This window comes from Rhizorhapis sp., assembly GCF_035276005.1.
GTDB lineage: Bacteria > Pseudomonadota > Alphaproteobacteria > Sphingomonadales > Sphingomonadaceae > Rhizorhapis.
On the sequence record NZ_DATEMB010000035.1, the window covers coordinates 1 to 15,518 of the forward strand.

Consider the following 15,518-nt stretch of genomic DNA (forward strand, 5'->3'; position numbering starts at 1 on the left):
GACCCCCGCATAGCCAAGGCTCAAGGTCTCGCGGTCGACACGTACCGGCCGATCCTGAAGCGGGCGGACCAGTTCCTCTGCGGCGTCCATGAGCATGTAGAGGTCGCAGCCATGCTTCCAGCCCTTGCGCTCAGCGGCAGCAATAAAGACCTCCAGGGGCGCATTGCCGGCACCGGCCCCCATGCCGGCAAGGCTGGCATCGATACGGATTGCTCCGGCTTGCACGCCCACGATCGAATTGGCGACCCCCAAGGACAGGTTGTGATGAGCATGGATGCCGCGCTCGGTTTCCGGCTTCAGAACCCGGTCATAGGCCTCGCAACGGGCGCGATAGCCATCCATGTCGAGCGCCCCGCCGCTGTCGGTCACATAGATGCATGTCGCGCCATAGCTTTCCATCAGCTTCGCCTGCCGGGCGAGTGCTTCGGGCTCGATCATGTGGCTCATCATCAGAAAACCGACCGTGTCCATGCCGAGATTGCGGGCAGCTTCGATATGCTGCTTCGAAATATCCGCCTCGGTACAATGCGTCGCAATACGCACCGAACGTACGCCCAGGGAATGGGCGTGCTTCAACTCATCGATCGTGCCGATGCCCGGGAGCAGAAGGGTGGTGAGCTTCGCATGAGCCACTACCTCGGCCACGGCCTCTATCCACTCCCAGTCCGTGTGAGCGCCAAAGCCATAGTTGAACGAGGATCCGTTGAGGCCATCTCCATGCGCCACTTCGATAGCATCGACTTTGGCATCATCCAGCGCCTTGGCGATCTTGCGCACATGCTCGAGGCCATATTGGTGGCGTATGGCGTGCATGCCGTCGCGAAGCGTCACGTCCTGGATGTAAAGCTTGGTGGTTGTGGGATCAAAAGCCATCAGGCGGCCTCCTTCTGAAGCCGGCGTGTCGCTATCCTTTCCGCGGTCCTCAAGCCTGCGGACGTCATGATGTCGAGGTTCCCGGCATAGGCCGGCAGATAATGGGCGGCGCCCTCGACCTCCAGGAACACACTGGTCTTGATGCCTTCATAGGTTCCGAGGCCTGGAATCCGCGCGGGATTGTTCGACCCGAAGCGCTCGAACTGGATTTTCTGCTTCAACCGGTAGCCTGGCACATAGGTGTTCACTCTGGCTACCATAGCCTCGATCGCGGCTTCGATCTGCGCCTCATCAGCGCCGGACGACAATGTGAACACCGTGTCGCGCATGATCATGGGCGGGTCAGCGGGATTGAGGATGATGATCGCCTTGCCTTTGCCTGCGCCTCCGACCTGCTCGATGCCCTTGGAGGTGGTCTCGGTGAACTCGTCGATATTGGCGCGCGTCCCGGGGCCCGCCGACTTCGAGGATATTGAGGCGACGATTTCGGCATAGTGGACGGTCGCGACCGAAGAGACTGCCGCCACGATGGGGATGGTGGCCTGCCCCCCGCAGGTCACCATGTTGACATTGGGCGCATCCAGATGCCGGTCGCCATTGACCACCGGCACGACATAGGGACCGATGGCGGCTGGCGTCAGGTCAATCATCACCTTGCCCGCAGCGGTCACCACCTCGCTGTTGCGTTTGTGAGCGCCTGCGGAAGTCGCGTCGAAGACGATGCCGATTTCCCGCCAGACCGGAAGCTCGATCAGGCCGTCAACGCCCTCCGCCGTGGTGGCGACACCCAGGCGCTCGGCACGTTTCAGCCCGTCCGACTCCGCATCGATGCCGACAAACGCTGCCATCTCGAGAACGCCGGATGTCCGCATGATCTTGATCATGAGGTCGGTGCCGATATTGCCCGATCCGATAATGGCCACTTTGATCTTTCTGCTCATATGCGGTCCTCGATGAATTTGAAGCTGCACGAACCTATTCCGCCAATGATCGCGCGAACTTCATCGCCTGGCCTAATGGGCGTCATTGGTCCAAGCGCGCCCGTCAGCACGACATCGCCAGCGCGGAGCGGTTCGCTCCGTGCGGCCAGCGTCCGGGCGAGCCAGGCCGCGGCGTTGAGCGGATGTCCGAGGCAAGCTGCACCGGTCCCAAGGGAGGCCACCTGCCGATTTATCTCGAGCACCATGCCGCAGCTATAAAGGTCGAGGCCATCGAGCGGGCGATGGGGTTCGCCCAATACGAAAAAGGCCGAGGAGCCGTTGTCCGCCACTGTATCGGCGAAACTGATCTTCCAGTCGGCTATGCGGCTGTCGACAATCTCGATCGCGGGAGCCACGAAAGCCGTAGCAGCGGCCAATGCCTCTGCATCGACTTCGGGGTCGCTGACGTCGCTCGCCATAATCAGCGCAATCTCGGCTTCCGCCTTTGGCTGGATTACCTGGGAGGCATATAGTTCGCTGCCATTTGCGATCTGCATGTCCTCAAAGAGCACTCCATAATCGGGCTGATCCACGCCAAGCTGCGCCTGCACAGCCTTGGCCGTCAGGCCGATCTTGCGTCCAACGATGCGCCGGCCTTCAGTTTCCCAGACGCGGGTATTGATTTCCTGTATCCTATAGGCGCCATCGCCGTCGCCCGGCTCCAGAACGCTCCGCATTGGGGAAATCGCGCCTCCCCGATAGGCCCGGCGCAGCGCCGCTGCCGCCGCCTCGAAGCCGTGCGAGCTCATGACCAACCTCCCGAATTTTTCGTGATACCGGTTCAATAAGCGGCTGGCTGGCACCATGCAATTTCAGGGGGCTTGCATCTTCTCAAATGGCGGGAATATGATCTGGAGATGGAAGAGAGCAAGGCCATGGATCGGTTGCTTCGGCTGCTTGATATGCTGGTTCGCGACGAGGGACGAACCCCGCTGCGCGCCCATGCCGCCGCGCTCGGACTGCCCACCTCGACGGCATATCGCATGGTGCAGATGCTACGCAGCCATGGCCTATTGGTTCCCGGGGAGCGGGGACATTATAGAGCTGGTCTGGGCCTTGGCAGCCTCGCCGATTATAGCGAGCGCGGCGCGATCCTTGCCGCTTCTGCGCGGCCGCTGCTCAGGCGGCTTGCCCGGGAATGTCGGGCCACGGCGCATCTGGGCGTTATGGAAGGGGACATGGTCACCTATGTCGTCAAGGAATATGGCGGAGGCACCCCGCTTTTTACGTGCGAAGGAGGGCAGCTTGAGGCCTATTGCTCCGCAATCGGCCGGGTGCTGCTGGCAAACCTGCCGGACTCCGGCCGTGAGGCTTATCTCTCCGCCGGGCCCTTTGTTCCGCTAACGTCCCGGACGGTGATCGATCCAGATCGCATCCGCGATCTTTTGACTGCCGTGCAGCGCGATCATTATGCAGTGGATGACCGCGAGATCGCGGAAGATCTGATCTGTGTCGCTGTGCCCGTGGGCAGCAGCAACAATGTGCTGGCGGCGATCTCGCTTTCAATGACCCATCCCATAATGGAGCTGGACCTGGCGCTGAAAGCGCTTCGCACCTGCGCAAATCGTCTGCTCAAGAGACTTGATCCCAGATTGGCGGAGGCTTGAATAGTGCCGTGGCCTGCCCCTCAGAACCTGGTCTGTCACCAAGTGACGCCGATACGATATCGCAGGCTGGCTTTTGCAGCAGCCCGGATCGGTATAGCAAACGTAATGTTATACCATAATATTGACTTTCCGTCGCGGTGCCGGAATGAGTGGCGCCATGACAAGCGAATCTCAGACCCTTCCGCCCATATTGATCGATCGCCTTGCGCTGCGCCGTGGCGACAGGGATGTGTTGAGTGACCTGTGCCTGTCGGTCGGAAAGGGCGAAATCTACGCTCTTCTCGGCGGCAATGGTGCGGGCAAATCGACCACCTTGTCGGCATTGCTGGGATTTCTGCGCCCGGATGGGGGCTCGCTTCGCGTCGCCGGGATCGATCCGGTCCAAGCGCCCGAAAGGGCGCGTGCACGCATTGCCTACCTGCCGGAAAATGTGGCGCTCTACGATCAGCTTTCGGCCTATGAGAATATTGCTTACTTCATGGCGTTGGCGGGAAGCGAACCCGCCAAGGCAGCAATGGACGAAGCGTTGGACGCGGCGGGCCTGCAGGCAGAGGCAAGGGCGCGGCGGGTAAGCGGCTTTTCCAAAGGGATGCGCCAGAAGGTTGCCATCGCCATGGCGGTGCTGCGGGAGGTGCCTGTGCTGCTGCTGGACGAGCCCACAACTGGCCTTGACCCTCGAGCGACAGCGGATTTCAACGCCTTGCTGGCAACGCTCAAGTCGCGCGGTACTGCCATCCTGATGGTCACGCACGACCTGCTGGGAGCCGCGGGCTGCGCCGACCGGATTGGCTTTCTTGCCGATGGACGCATTGTCGAAGAGGTGCGGCAGCCCGCCGAAATCGATGTCGTTGCACTTCATCACCGCTATGGCGAGGCCGTTGCGGCATGAATTCAGCGCGCTTGCTTGCCAGCAATGAATGGCGGCTCATGCGCCGCAGCCGGGTGGCACAGCTTGCCGTATTGATGCTGCTCGCGCTTACGGCTATTGCGACGCTCACCTCATTGGCCCATCGCGACAATAGCGACGCCTTGCGAGCTCGCTTCCAGGCGCAGGCCGACCGGGAGTTCGACGGCCAGCCAGCCCGTCACCCGCACCGCATGGTTCATTACGGGCACTTCGTTTTCCGCCCGCTACCGGCTCTGGCCGCCTTTGATCCCGGCGTCGATGCCTTTACCGGCAGTACGGTCTTCCTCGAAGGTCACCGGCAGAACAGCGCCAATTTCGGCGATGTTCGCCAGTCCTCGCTGCTCGCCCGTTTCGGGCAGCTCACTCCGGCCTTCGTTCTGCAAGTGCTGGCGCCGCTGGTCCTTGTTTTTATCGGCTTCGGTCTGATCGCTCGGGAGCGGGAAGCAGGGACGCTGCGTGTGCTTGCGGCGCATGGCATGACCGTGCGGTCGCTGATCGCCGGAAAGGCCTTGGCGCTCGGCGGGCTTGCAATGGTCATGCTGCTGCCGGTGGTCTTTGCGTTGGCCTGGCTTGTGCTAGCGAAAGGCGCGCCACTGGCAGCGGCCGCAGTGCTGGCCTTGGGCTATGCCGCCTATCTGGCGCTGTGGGTGATCGGCATTGCCGCTGTATCCAGTCTTGCAAGCAATGCGCGCACCTCGCTCATGAGCTTGCTTGGGATTTGGGCGGTGACGACGATCCTGATTCCCCGGGCGGTGCCCGACATAGCCCTTGCCGCCGCGCCGCTGCCGACCCGGCTTGAAACCGACATCGCCATCCAGCGTGACCAGCGGCGCATCGGCGACAGCCACAATCCAGATGATCCCCATTTCGCAGCGTTCAAGGCCCGCATATTGAAGCAATATGGTGTTTCCCAGGTCGAAGACCTTCCGGTCAACTATCGCGGGCTGCTTGCCATGGAGGGCGAGAAGCTGACTTCGCGGTTGTTCGACGACTATGCTGATCGCCAATTCGCCGAGCAGCGCAAGCAGGGCACCATCGCGACGAGCTTCGGCCTGCTGAGCCCCGCCATTGCTCTTAAAAGCCTGTCCATGGCCGCTGCGGGGACCGGCCTTGAGGGGCATCGGCGCTTCCTCAAGCAGGCCGAGGCTTATCGCTATGCCATCGTCCAGCAGCTTAATCGCCTGCAGGCGGAAGCCCTGACCTATTCCGACGACAGCAGCCGCAACAACGACCCGCAGGCCAGCCGCAGGGTGCGCATCGACCCCCGGCATTGGCACGATGTGCCGGACTTTGCCTACCAGCCCGCCTCGCTGGGCGAAAAGCTTAGCGCGGCCGTTCCAGGCGCGGCTTCGCTGCTCGCTTGGCTGGTGGTTGGAATTTTCTCGTTGCGGCTCGCGAGCCGCCGGCTTGGGGAGGCATTGTGATGTCTTTGTGGGCTCACGAGCTCCGCCTGTTCCTGCGCCAGCGGATCGCCATCCCTGCCTTGCTGCTGATGGCCTTTTTTTCCGCCGCCAGCGTCTGGGCCGGCATGGCCGAGATCAGCCGCCAGCGAGAGGTAATCGCCCGCATCCAGCCGCAGCAGGCGGAAGACGAGGCTGCTGTTGCCGCCTGGGTGTCGGAGGAGGGCGATCCCGGCAATGCCGCTTACTATACCTTCCACGCGACTTGGGACGCGCCTTCGAACCTCGCCTTTGCTGCCATTGGTCAGCGGGATGTCGCGCCCTTCGTGTTGCGGGTGCGCGCTCTCGCGCTCGAAAGCCAGATCCACGAAGGCGAGAATTATAATGCCGAAATGGCGCTTCCGGGGCGGTTCGACTGGTCCTTTGTCCTGATCTATCTTGCCCCACTTTTCCTGATCGCGCTGCTGCACGACCTTGTTTCAGGCGAGCGCGAGGCGGGACGGATGACCTTGCTCGGTGTCATGGCGCATAGCGAACGAGGTTTGTGGGCTCGCCGTATCATGTTGCGCACCAGCCTGCTCTTTGCCGCTTTGGCATTGCCCTTCGCCGCGGGAGCGGTGCTCTCCGGCGCTGGCCTTATGGCCATTCCGGTTCTCGGTGCCGCAGCGCTTTACTTCGTCTTTTGGGCGGTGATCTGCATCCTCGCCGGCCGGGCCAAGCTCGGATCGGTTGCCAATGCCGCAACGCTCGCGGCGTGCTGGCTGATCCTGACACTTGTGCTTCCCGCACTGGCGCTTCTGGCGATCAATTCCGGCATACCGGTGAGGCAGGGGGTGGAGCTCACATTGGCCCAGCGAGAAGCCGTTCATGCGGGATGGGACAAGCCGAAGGAGGCGACCATGCGCGCCTTTTTCCGTCATCATCCAGAGTGGCGCGATACCGCTCCGGTTGAAGGCGGATTCCACTGGAAATGGTATTATGCCTTCCAGCATCTTGGCGACCTACGCGTTTCCTCGCAGGCCCGCGCCTACCAAGCTGGCTTGCAGGCACGCGACCTCTGGACACGGCGCCTTGGCTATGTGTTGCCAGCGGTCGGCGCACAAGTTGCGATACACTGGCTTGCCGAGACGGACCTTGCCGCGCAGCTCGCCTATAGCGGCCGGATAAGGGCCTTTCACGAACGGCTCAGGCGATTCTACTACCCCTATATCTTTAATGATCGCCCTTTCAGGCGTGACGACTTCGATCGGGCGCCGCGCTGGGTAGATCGCGTCGGCGGGGCGGCGCGATCTCAATGGCCGAAAGCGTAGGCGTCCATGCGCAGCACACCATATGTGTTGCTTGAATGGAGCCGGTGCGCAGAGGCGTCCGGCCCAGCGGCGCCCAGCGCCACGAACAGCGGCAGCAGATGCTCCTCGCTTGGATGGTTGCGCTCGGCATGCGGGGCGAGCCTGCGGTAGGCCAGGAGGTCGCATATGCGTCCTTCCTTCAGTGCGGCGTCGAACCAGTCGGCGAAGGCGGTGACCCATTCGGGCTCAGCCATGCCCGCCTGTCCGCGCCAGCTCGAAAGATCGTGCGTGAAACTGCCGCTGGCGACGATCAACACGCCTTCATGGGCGAGCGGAGCAATTGCCCGGCCGACCTCCAAATGATGTCCAGGGCCCAATTGGCTTTGTACGGATAGCTGCACCACTGGGATATCGGCATTCGGCCAGGCAAGCATCAGCGGCACCCAGGCGCCGTGGTCGAGCCCTCGTGTGGTGTCGGTTGCGGCGGAAAGTCCTGCCTCCGCGAGCAAATCAACGACTCTTTCGGCAAGGTGCGGATTGCCGGCAGCGGGATAAGAGAGGCGGTAAAGGGGCTGCGGAAAGCCCGAAAAATCGTGGATCGTCTGATTGCGCTCAACGGCGTTGACAGTTGGAATCCGCGTTTCCCAATGGGCCGAAACGGCAAGAATGGCCCGGGGGCGGGGCATAGTGGCTGCGAGTCCCTCCAGAAAATGCCGGGCGGCCACGTCCTCAAAGGGCAGCGTCGGCGCGCCATGCGAGATGAAAAGCGGACGCAGCAAGTGTCTTACGCCTCTTTCTTCCAAAGATGTCGAGTCCGTTGTGGTCATGACATGTCCTATTTGCTGTTGCCCTATCAAAGTTAAGAGAAAACGGATGTGCACTGAATTGAGAAAAATTGACTATCAGCTATGCGTTTCCGTATGACTTGGCCATGGACTGGGACGATCTCCGCACATTTCTCGCCATTGCCCGGCACGGCACCCTTTCCGCCGCAGCCCGGTCCCTGAGTGTAACGCAGCCGACAATGGGACGCCGGCTAGCTGCAATGGAGGGACGCACCGGCGCCCGGCTTCTGCAGCGTCTGCCCGGTGGCTATGCGCTGACCCCCCTGGGCGAGACGGTACTTGGCAGTGCTGAACGCATCGAAGCCGAAGTCCTGGCCGCCGAACGCACGATCACCGGCAAGGACATCGCACTGGAAGGTGTGGTCAGGCTGACCACCGTTGATACACTCCCGCATGACCAGATTGCGGATAATATGAGCTTGAAGTTTCTGGCTGCTACCTATGCTTGCGTGGAGATGGGCATTCGCTGATACAGGCTACGCTTATGCAGCCTTGAACGTAAGCGGCATGTCATTCCACTCGCGGCCATCAAGCTCTCGCCCTCCCGATTTCGGGCGAAATCCACCCCATTGCTTGAAGAAGAAGGCGACCTTTTGCCGTTCGCATTCGTCGCGGACTTGGCGAGCCCACTCGATGTTCATGGGTCTTGCGCCCGGGCCGCTCTCGCCACCGGCGATCACCCAATGAATGCCTTCAAGCTGTAGTTTGCCCACCGCTCCGATAAGCGGCTCAACTGACAAAAAGCGAACAGCAGCGGGAGCTTGGCGGAGATGCTCAATCCTCGATCGAGCCGAAGCGTTCTCGATAGAGACGCCGAACCACATATGCGATGGAGGCGAGCGATCAAGATAGCGGCGGCGAAGGTAGTTGCGCATTAGCGAGCTACGCTTAGTCAACACCTGAAAGACATGCCAATCGGCTTCCTCCATCGTGTCGAAGACCTGATCTATGAAGGATCGTGGTACTTCCTTGTGAAATAAATCACTCATAGAATTGACAAAAATCATGCGCGGGCGACGCCACGACATAGGTTGCGCGATGCGCTCAGGCCGAAGCGTTAGGTCAAATCCGTTCTCGAACGGGTGACCCGGCACGCCTCGGAAGCGCTCTGAGAATCGGGCTGCGTAGCAATTGTCGCATCCACGGGTGATCTTCGTGCAGCCCGTTATCGGATTCCAAGTTGCATCCGTCCATTCGATAGCGCTGCCGTCTGCCATTACACTCCCCAGAACATCACTGGAACATTGCCACGGTGCAAATCGTGTGGCAACCTTTGCCTTTCGCGCTCAGGCTCAAGCCGTCCTGTGTCAAGGTAACGGCTTTGACGACCGCGATGAATAGACCACGATGTAAAGCAGATTGTTTATCGAGCGATCAAACAGTGGAACTTTGAATGGCGAAGAGAAAGTCGATCGATCCAATAAATATGCTCCCCTTGCCGGGTCTGTATGAACTCGCCAAGCCGAAATCTGCCGCTGATGGCCGGAGCGAGATGGGATATCACTGGAAGGTCGGTACGGAGCCGCCAGTGCTCGGAGCCCACAGCGTGGCAAAGCACGAAATATTTGAGCGCTATGTCAGAATTTACATAGACACTTTGACAAAGAGCCATGTTCAGACTCGCCTTAATCTGACCATTGTGGATGGCTTCTGCGGCGGGGGACGATATCGGTTGGATGGAGCCGAAGTGGATGGATCACCCCTGCGTATGCTGCATGCTGTAGAACAGGCTCAACGTACCCTTGAAGAAGCGCGCGCACGGGGCTTCACGATCGCGGCAGACTTCGTGTTCATCGATGAGAATGCAGAGCATCTCGCTTATTTGCGCGATCTGCTCATCAAACGTGGCTTCGGTGAGAGGCTCGACAAGGATGTCCGGCTCGTCAAATCGACTTTTGAAGAGGCCGCGCCGAGCGTGATCGACGCAATTCGGAGGAAGGGACGCGCCCATCGCTCGCTATTTTTCCTCGATCAGTACGGTTGGAGTGACGTCAAGCTCGCCACGGTCCGAAAAATCATGGGCGAGCTGACCAATCCCGAGATCGTTCTGACCTTCATGGTCGATGCGCTGGCGAATCTACTTTGTGAGAAAAACTCCAGCATCAGCGCTCTCGCCAACATCGATCTTAACCGTGAAGATGCCCGTGCGCTCATAGCTATGAAAGACAATAAGGGCTGGAAGCGGATTATCCAGAACACGCTTTACCAGCACATCCAAGGACACACCGGAGCAGCCTTCTACACGCCGTTCTTTATCCACCCGGCCGAATCGCACCGGGATTATTGGTTGCTACATTTATCGAAGCACCATCAGGCGCGAGAGGAAATGGGGAACGTGTTCTGGGGTATACAGAACACGATGGAGCATTTCGGTGGACCTGGCTTAGATGCACTCGGTTTCGATCCCGGCGTCGATATGCGCCAAGGCATGATGGACTACACGTTCGATGATAATGCCGAAGCCCGGTCGAAGAAGCAGTTGCTTGAGCAGATACCGAGGCTGCTTCATACGGCGACGATTGGAGGAGGTCCGGTGACCAAACGTGATCTTTTTGCGTCGCGTGCTAATGATACACCCGTTGTGTCCAAGATCGTGGATAGCCAGCTCGCTGAGTTGCGTGACGCTGGGGAGATCCTTATCCTTGCTAATAAGAAAGACAGCCTAGGCAATGTGGTAGGGAACACAGTGCGCGAGCGCGCCAGTCGTTATTCATGGGACGATCGCATCCAGTTCACACGCCAAATACCAATGTTTTCTCCGTTGCGCGATAAGGCTGCTTGAGGAAGTTACGTTAGCGTGGATGCTCGTCTATATATGTCGATCCGCCTGATGCCCATATGGGACCCCGCGCCGGATCATCGCAGCGCTCTCGCATCTAAGTCATTGAAAAATGGTGGACGCACTAGGGCTCGAACCTAGGACCCGCTGATTAAGAGTCAGCTGCTCTACCAACTGAGCTATGCGTCCACTGATGCGGTGAATTCATGGGCTGAGCCATGAACCCGTGGTAGGCCGCGGCGGTTAGCATGGGATTCGATGGCTGGCAATGGCCAATTGGCAGGCATTCCATAAAAATATGGCTTGCCGGTTCCGCTGCCTACCAGTTGAGCTGGCCGGAACCATTTTTCCGGCGGTCGATCGCCATGATCATGCCGATGCAGAGCATGATCGTCATCATCGAGGAGCCGCCATAGGACATGAAGGGCAGGGGAATGCCGACCACTGGAGCGAGCCCCATGACCATCATGAGATTGACGCAGACATAGAAGAAGATCGTCATGGTGAGGCCTGCGGCGGTCAGGCGGGAAAATTTGTCCTCGGCTCGCAGGGCGACCCGATTGCCCCAGCGCAACAGCATCATGAAGGCAAAGATGAGTGCGACGCCGCCTGCAAGACCCCATTCTTCGGCCATCGTCGCGAAAACGAAATCGGTATGGCCTTCGGGGAGATAATCCAGATGGCTCTGCGTGCCGCGCAGAAAGCCCTTGCCGAAGATGCCGCCTGATCCGATCGCGATCTTCGACTGGCTGATATGATAGCCCGCTCCCAGCGGATCGCTTTCGGGATCAAGGAAGATGAGGACACGTTTCTGCTGATATTCATGCAGAAAGCTGTAGAAGATCGGCAGAACAGCGATCCCTGCAGCCGCGGATCCGATGAAAAGGCGTAGCGGCAGGCCGGCGAGGAAAGCGACGGTTACGCCACCCACCACGATGGTGGTGGCCGTGCCAAGATCCGGCTGCACCAGGACCAGGCCCGCCGGCACGCCGATCAGGACCAGCGGCGGCCAGACCGCGGTCCATTTGCGGATTTCGCCTGCGGGAAGCAATGAATAGAAACGGGCCACCGCCAGGATGATCGCCGGTTTCATGAGTTCAGATGGCTGCAACTGCATGAAACCGAGGTTAAGCCAGCGCTGGCTGCCCCCGCCTACCGCGCCGATCAGTTCGACGAGCAGCAGCAAGATACCGATGATGACATAGCCAGGAAAGGCGAGCTGCTTGAAAAGGCTGACGGGCAGGCGCGAGATGACGATCGCCATGCCAAGGAAAACGATGAAACGGGCCCCTTGCATGGCTGCCCAGGGCGTGAAGCTGCCGCCCGCCGCGCTGAAGAGGACGATGCAGCCGAACGTCGCTATGCCCATGACGAGGAACAGGAGGCGCCACGGCAAGCGCGCTACGGCGGCGGGAACCAGGGTGCTCACTCGGCCCCCGCTGCCGACACGGCATTTTCCGGCGGCAGGGCGATCTCACCCCGCTTCACGGCTTCCTCCAGCGCCACCTTCTCCTTGTATCGCTGCATGGCTGCGGCCATTCGCTGCTCTATGGTGCCACCCCATGCCTTTTCGAGTGGCTCGAGCGCCGCCATCGCCTTTTCCTTGTCATAGAGATAGGTGAGGACATCGCGGGCGATGGGATAGGCCGCGCCCGAACCGCCCCCATGTTCAATGACCACAGCCGCGGCATAGCGGGGCCGGTCGAAAGGAGCGAAGCAGACGAACAGACCATGGTCGCGGAATTTCCACGGCAGGCTGGCGTTGGAGAGCACGCCCCCGCGCCGTTCCGCCATGGTGATGCGGCGGACCTGCGCCGTCCCGGTCTTGCCCGCGAGCAGCACGTCGGGAATGGGCAGCCGGGCGCGGCCCGCAGTGCCGGGACCATTCACCACATCGCTCATGGCATTGCGGACATAGGTCAGGTGCCGGGGATCAAGGCCGAGCGAGCGCGGCTGCGGCTGATTCCTTTCCACGACGAAGCGGGGGAGAAGCTCGCGGCCTGAAGCGATACGCGCTGCCATCACCGCAAGCTGCGTCGGATTGGCGAGCATATAGCCTTGGCCGATGGTCGCATTCACGGTGTCATAGCGTTCCCACGGCTTCCCGAACTTTTTCATCTTCCAATCGGGATCTGGCACGGTGCCATAGCTTTGCGAGGGGAAGGGAAGGGGAAATTTCTGTCCCAATCCCAGCCGCCGGGCCATGCCAGCGATTTGCTGCATGCCGATCTGCTGGGCGAAATGGTAGAAATAGACGTCGCAGCTCTGGTAAATTCCCTTGGCCATGTTGACCGTCCCGTGGCCGCCGCGCTTCCAGCAATGGAAGAGGCCAGTGCCGACGCGGATGGCACCGGAGCAATTGACGGTCGCGTTGGGATCAAGTCCCGCTTCCAGAAATGAGAGCGCCACCATTGGCTTGACGGTGGAGCCCGGCGGGTAAAGCCCCTGCAGCGTCTTGTTGCGCAACGGGACATGGTCATCCTCTGCCAGCATGTTCCATTCCAGATGGCCGATGCCGTCCGAAAAGCTATTGGGATCATAGCTCGGCATTGAAGCCAGCGTCAGGACATCGCCGGTCAGGCAGTCCATGACGACGACAGAGCCGGACTCGGCGCCCAAGCGGCGCGCGGCATAATGCTGGAGACCGGCATCTATGGTGAGACGCACCACATGACCGGGTGTGTCCGGCCGGGTGGTGAGTTCGCGGACGACCTTGCCGCGTGCTGTCACTTCGACGCGCTTGGCGCCGGGCTTGCCCGTCAGAACCTTGTCGAACGCCTTTTCAAGACCATCCTTGCCGATCTTGAAGCCGGGCGTGATAAGGAGCGGGTCCTTGTTCTCCTCATAATCTTCCGCAGAGGCTGCGCCGACATAGCCGATCAGGTGGCCGACTGCGGCTCCAGCAGGATAGTTGCGGGAAAAGCCGCGCGCGGGGGCCACGCCCGGCAGCTCGGGAAGGCGGACCGATACGGCGGCATATTGCGCATAATCGAGCTTGTCCGCGACCTGGACCGGCTGAAAACCCGCGGCTTTCTTGAGATCTTCCTTGATCCGCTGCACCTCCTCGGGGTCCAGGGAGAGGAGCTCGGCAAGCGAAGCCACCGTGGCGTCCTTGTCGTGCAGGCGGTCAGGGATGATGTCGACGCGGAAATCAGTCCGGTTGTTGGCGAGCGGCTTGCCATGCCGGTCAATGATCCAGCCCCTGCGCGGCGGGATGAGGGTCAAGTTGACCCGATTGCTTTCCGACAGCAGCTCATAATGTTCGTTTTCGGCGATGCTGATCCAACCCATGCGGGCCGCGAGCAGCACGCCTATCCCGCCCTGGATGCCGCCGAGCACCATTGCGCGGCGCGTGAAGGTGAAGGACTGGCTGGCCTCAGTCACATTCTTGCCCGAGCCTGCGATGCGGATCGGCTGAGCCATCAGGGCAATCGCCACCGGTCAATGAGGGCGCAGAGGCGCACGACTGCAGGAAAAAGCAATATGGACCAAGCCATTTGCGGTAAGACCACCAGCATCGACCCCCCACCTGCGGACAGGTGGACAAAATATGCGCCACCAAATAGACAGAAAATAATGGCGGCCGCGGCGATTAGCCAGTCCTGCCAATAGTCGCGCCACAAAAGCCTGCTGCTGGCGATCTCTATGCCGATCAGCGTGACGGTCCAAAGGAACATTGAACTGCCGATTGGCTGTCCGCTCATGATGTCATCGAAGAGGCCGAGGGGCGCTGCGATCCAGAGTGGCCAGAGTTCCGGCCGCAACAATCGCCACGCAAGCAGGAATAGCAGGCCGAATGGCGGGAGCGCCGGTGTGACGGCGATCATCGGCATGATGGGAGCAGCAGAGCCCAGCATCACGCTAATGATGGGTGTACCCTGCGTCCGCAGCCGTGAGCGGTCTTGCGCGATGGTAGAGCGGTAGCGCGGCATCAGGGTTCCGCCTGTCCGGTCTGGTTCTCTGGAAATGGCGGTGCCGGCTCAGGCCTTACCACCACACTGGGTTGAAAAATGTGCTGAACAACGACCGTGTCGGCCTTGGCCGGTGTGGCGAGCGGCACAGCGATGGCGGCATCGCCGTCCACTCGCAGGACAATCGCCACGGGGATATTGGGGCGATAGAGGCCGCCCGTGCCGGAGGTCACCATGATGTCCCCCGGCTTGAACGGATTATGGCCCATGCTGAGCGGCCGGATTTCTACTGAACCGTCGCCAAGCCCGGTGGAAATGCCCGCCACATTGTCGCGCGTGCGCCGGATCGGGACGATGTTTTCGGGATCGGTGAGCAAGAGGACGTTGGCGGTATTGGGCCCCGCCTCATAGATGCGTCCGACAAGACCATCGGGAGCCCGCACCGGCTGGCCCGGCCGCACGCCCTGGCGGCGTCCGGCGCTCAGGCGTGCCAAACGCCGGAGGCTTGTTGAGGTCGAGCTGATCATTCGCGCAGCCACAACCTCATTATCCTCGGATTCGACGAGTTTCAAAAGTTTCTTGAGCTGGCGGTTTTCCTGCTCGATCGCTGCGGCTTCAATGAGCCGGGTGCGGTTCGCTTCCACCTGACGGCGCAGTGCGGCATTCTGTGACCCCGCGCGGACATAGGCGACGATATGTTCGTCGGCGCTGCCGATGCCGCTCACCAGCCTGCGTAAAGTGGCCGAGACAGGACGGCTGATTTCCGCAACCCCACTGCGGATAACTGAAAAGCCGGTCGGATCGGCAATGGAGATGGCCGCCAGCAACAGACCCAGCAAAGCGCCCGCGACGGCTATGACATAGCTCGCGAACAATCCATATTGCGCCTTGCGGTTGTAACCGGGGCGCCGGCTGGGGGGCGCCATG

General features: G+C 60.7%; 15 protein-coding genes and 1 tRNA gene. 6 read left to right on the top strand and 10 right to left on the bottom strand.

The genetic code is table 11. The features are described 5' to 3' along the window. From dmpG to VJS46_RS08045, 3 genes are all read right to left on the bottom strand, one after another. Positions 1 to 873: 4-hydroxy-2-oxovalerate aldolase (dmpG, locus tag VJS46_RS08035; protein ID WP_324059325.1), on the bottom strand; the 873-nt coding region annotated here is incomplete at its 3' end. Continuing rightward, positions 873 to 1,814, bottom strand: coding sequence for an acetaldehyde dehydrogenase (acetylating) (locus tag VJS46_RS08040; RefSeq protein ID WP_324059327.1), 942 nt, complete (start codon positions 1,812 to 1,814; stop codon positions 873 to 875). The genes dmpG and VJS46_RS08040, both read right to left, overlap by 1 nt. Then, positions 1,811 to 2,602, bottom strand: a complete 792-nt coding sequence (locus VJS46_RS08045; RefSeq protein ID WP_324059328.1) for a 2-keto-4-pentenoate hydratase — start codon at positions 2,600 to 2,602, stop codon at positions 1,811 to 1,813. The genes VJS46_RS08040 and VJS46_RS08045 overlap by 4 nt, the downstream gene beginning before the upstream one ends. Positions 2,603 to 2,674: 72 nt before the next feature. Here VJS46_RS08045 and VJS46_RS08050 point away from each other — a divergent pair, with 72 nt between their 5' ends. The 4 genes from VJS46_RS08050 to VJS46_RS08065 all read left to right on the top strand — a co-directional run bounded on the left by VJS46_RS08050 (position 2,675) and on the right by VJS46_RS08065 (position 7,077). Continuing rightward, positions 2,675 to 3,460, top strand: a complete 786-nt coding sequence (locus VJS46_RS08050; protein ID WP_324059330.1) for an IclR family transcriptional regulator — start codon at positions 2,675 to 2,677, stop codon at positions 3,458 to 3,460. Positions 3,461 to 3,617: 157 nt separating this feature from the next. Beyond that, the gene (locus tag VJS46_RS08055) at positions 3,618 to 4,349 is read left to right on the top strand and encodes an ABC transporter ATP-binding protein (protein ID WP_324059332.1); all 732 of its coding nucleotides are present in this window, start codon (positions 3,618 to 3,620) and stop codon (positions 4,347 to 4,349) included. After that, positions 4,346 to 5,791 carry a DUF3526 domain-containing protein gene (locus tag VJS46_RS08060; RefSeq protein WP_324059334.1) on the top strand — a complete coding sequence of 482 codons (1,446 nt, stop codon included), beginning with the start codon at positions 4,346 to 4,348 and terminating at the stop codon, positions 5,789 to 5,791. Before VJS46_RS08055 ends, VJS46_RS08060 begins: the two co-directional genes overlap by 4 nt. Continuing rightward, entirely contained in the window at positions 5,791 to 7,077 is a 1,287-nt protein-coding gene (locus VJS46_RS08065) for a DUF3526 domain-containing protein (protein ID WP_324059336.1), read from the top strand. Before VJS46_RS08060 ends, VJS46_RS08065 begins: the two co-directional genes overlap by 1 nt. Here VJS46_RS08065 and VJS46_RS08070 read toward each other — a convergent pair. Beyond that, on the bottom strand, positions 7,059 to 7,835 hold the full coding sequence (locus tag VJS46_RS08070; RefSeq protein ID WP_324059338.1) for a class III extradiol ring-cleavage dioxygenase: 777 nt from the start codon (positions 7,833 to 7,835) through the stop codon (positions 7,059 to 7,061). The two genes, VJS46_RS08065 and VJS46_RS08070, sit on opposite strands and share 19 nt — an antisense overlap. A gap of 152 nt (positions 7,836 to 7,987) precedes the next feature. Here VJS46_RS08070 and VJS46_RS08075 point away from each other — a divergent pair, with 152 nt between their 5' ends. Continuing rightward, on the top strand, positions 7,988 to 8,371 hold the full coding sequence (locus VJS46_RS08075) for a LysR family transcriptional regulator (RefSeq protein ID WP_324059340.1): 384 nt from the start codon (positions 7,988 to 7,990) through the stop codon (positions 8,369 to 8,371). Positions 8,372 to 8,383: 12 nt separating this feature from the next. Here VJS46_RS08075 and VJS46_RS08080 read toward each other — a convergent pair whose 3' ends face one another. Next, complete coding sequence (locus VJS46_RS08080) at positions 8,384 to 9,118, bottom strand: phage Gp37/Gp68 family protein (RefSeq protein ID WP_324059342.1); 735 nt, start codon at positions 9,116 to 9,118, stop codon at positions 8,384 to 8,386. Positions 9,119 to 9,294: 176 nt separating this feature from the next. On the opposite strand from VJS46_RS08080, the gene VJS46_RS08085 reads away from it, so the two are divergent. Continuing rightward, the gene (locus tag VJS46_RS08085; RefSeq protein ID WP_324059343.1) at positions 9,295 to 10,683 is read left to right on the top strand and encodes a three-Cys-motif partner protein TcmP; all 1,389 of its coding nucleotides are present in this window, start codon (positions 9,295 to 9,297) and stop codon (positions 10,681 to 10,683) included. Positions 10,684 to 10,793: 110 nt separating this feature from the next. Here VJS46_RS08085 and VJS46_RS08090 read toward each other — a convergent pair. The 5 genes from VJS46_RS08090 to mreC all read right to left on the bottom strand — a co-directional run bounded on the left by VJS46_RS08090 (position 10,794) and on the right by mreC (position 15,517). Further along, positions 10,794 to 10,869: transfer RNA gene (locus VJS46_RS08090), tRNA-Lys, on the bottom strand. A gap of 130 nt (positions 10,870 to 10,999) precedes the next feature. Continuing rightward, entirely contained in the window at positions 11,000 to 12,109 is a 1,110-nt protein-coding gene (rodA, locus tag VJS46_RS08095; protein WP_324059345.1) for a rod shape-determining protein RodA, read from the bottom strand. Beyond that, positions 12,106 to 14,103: a penicillin-binding protein 2 gene (mrdA, locus tag VJS46_RS08100; protein ID WP_324059473.1), complete on the bottom strand. Its 1,998-nt coding sequence runs from the start codon at positions 14,101 to 14,103 to the stop codon at positions 12,106 to 12,108. The genes rodA and mrdA overlap by 4 nt, the downstream gene beginning before the upstream one ends. Further along, positions 14,103 to 14,612 (bottom strand): rod shape-determining protein MreD, encoded by a 510-nt coding sequence (gene mreD, locus VJS46_RS08105; RefSeq protein ID WP_324059347.1) that lies wholly within the window; start codon positions 14,610 to 14,612, stop codon positions 14,103 to 14,105. Before mreD ends, mrdA begins: the two co-directional genes overlap by 1 nt. Continuing rightward, on the bottom strand, positions 14,612 to 15,517 hold the full coding sequence (gene mreC, locus VJS46_RS08110) for a rod shape-determining protein MreC (protein ID WP_324059349.1): 906 nt from the start codon (positions 15,515 to 15,517) through the stop codon (positions 14,612 to 14,614). Before mreC ends, mreD begins: the two co-directional genes overlap by 1 nt. Position 15,518: the final 1 nt, after the last annotated feature.

Coding starts and splice junctions, on each gene's coding strand:
- VJS46_RS08055 (WP_324059332.1), top strand. CDS start 3,618: ATGACAAGCGAATCTCAGACCCTTCCGCCCATATTGATCGATCGCCTT.
- mreD (WP_324059347.1), bottom strand. CDS start 14,612: ATGCCGCGCTACCGCTCTACCATCGCGCAAGACCGCTCACGGCTGCGG.
- VJS46_RS08040 (WP_324059327.1), bottom strand. CDS start 1,814: ATGAGCAGAAAGATCAAAGTGGCCATTATCGGATCGGGCAATATCGGC.
- VJS46_RS08075 (WP_324059340.1), top strand. CDS start 7,988: ATGGACTGGGACGATCTCCGCACATTTCTCGCCATTGCCCGGCACGGC.
- VJS46_RS08085 (WP_324059343.1), top strand. CDS start 9,295: ATGGCGAAGAGAAAGTCGATCGATCCAATAAATATGCTCCCCTTGCCG.
- mreC (WP_324059349.1), bottom strand. CDS start 15,517: ATGGCGCCCCCCAGCCGGCGCCCCGGTTACAACCGCAAGGCGCAATAT.
- VJS46_RS08045 (WP_324059328.1), bottom strand. CDS start 2,602: ATGAGCTCGCACGGCTTCGAGGCGGCGGCAGCGGCGCTGCGCCGGGCC.
- VJS46_RS08065 (WP_324059336.1), top strand. CDS start 5,791: ATGTCTTTGTGGGCTCACGAGCTCCGCCTGTTCCTGCGCCAGCGGATC.
- VJS46_RS08060 (WP_324059334.1), top strand. CDS start 4,346: ATGAATTCAGCGCGCTTGCTTGCCAGCAATGAATGGCGGCTCATGCGC.
- mrdA (WP_324059473.1), bottom strand. CDS start 14,103: ATGGCTCAGCCGATCCGCATCGCAGGCTCGGGCAAGAATGTGACTGAG.
- VJS46_RS08080 (WP_324059342.1), bottom strand. CDS start 9,118: ATGGCAGACGGCAGCGCTATCGAATGGACGGATGCAACTTGGAATCCG.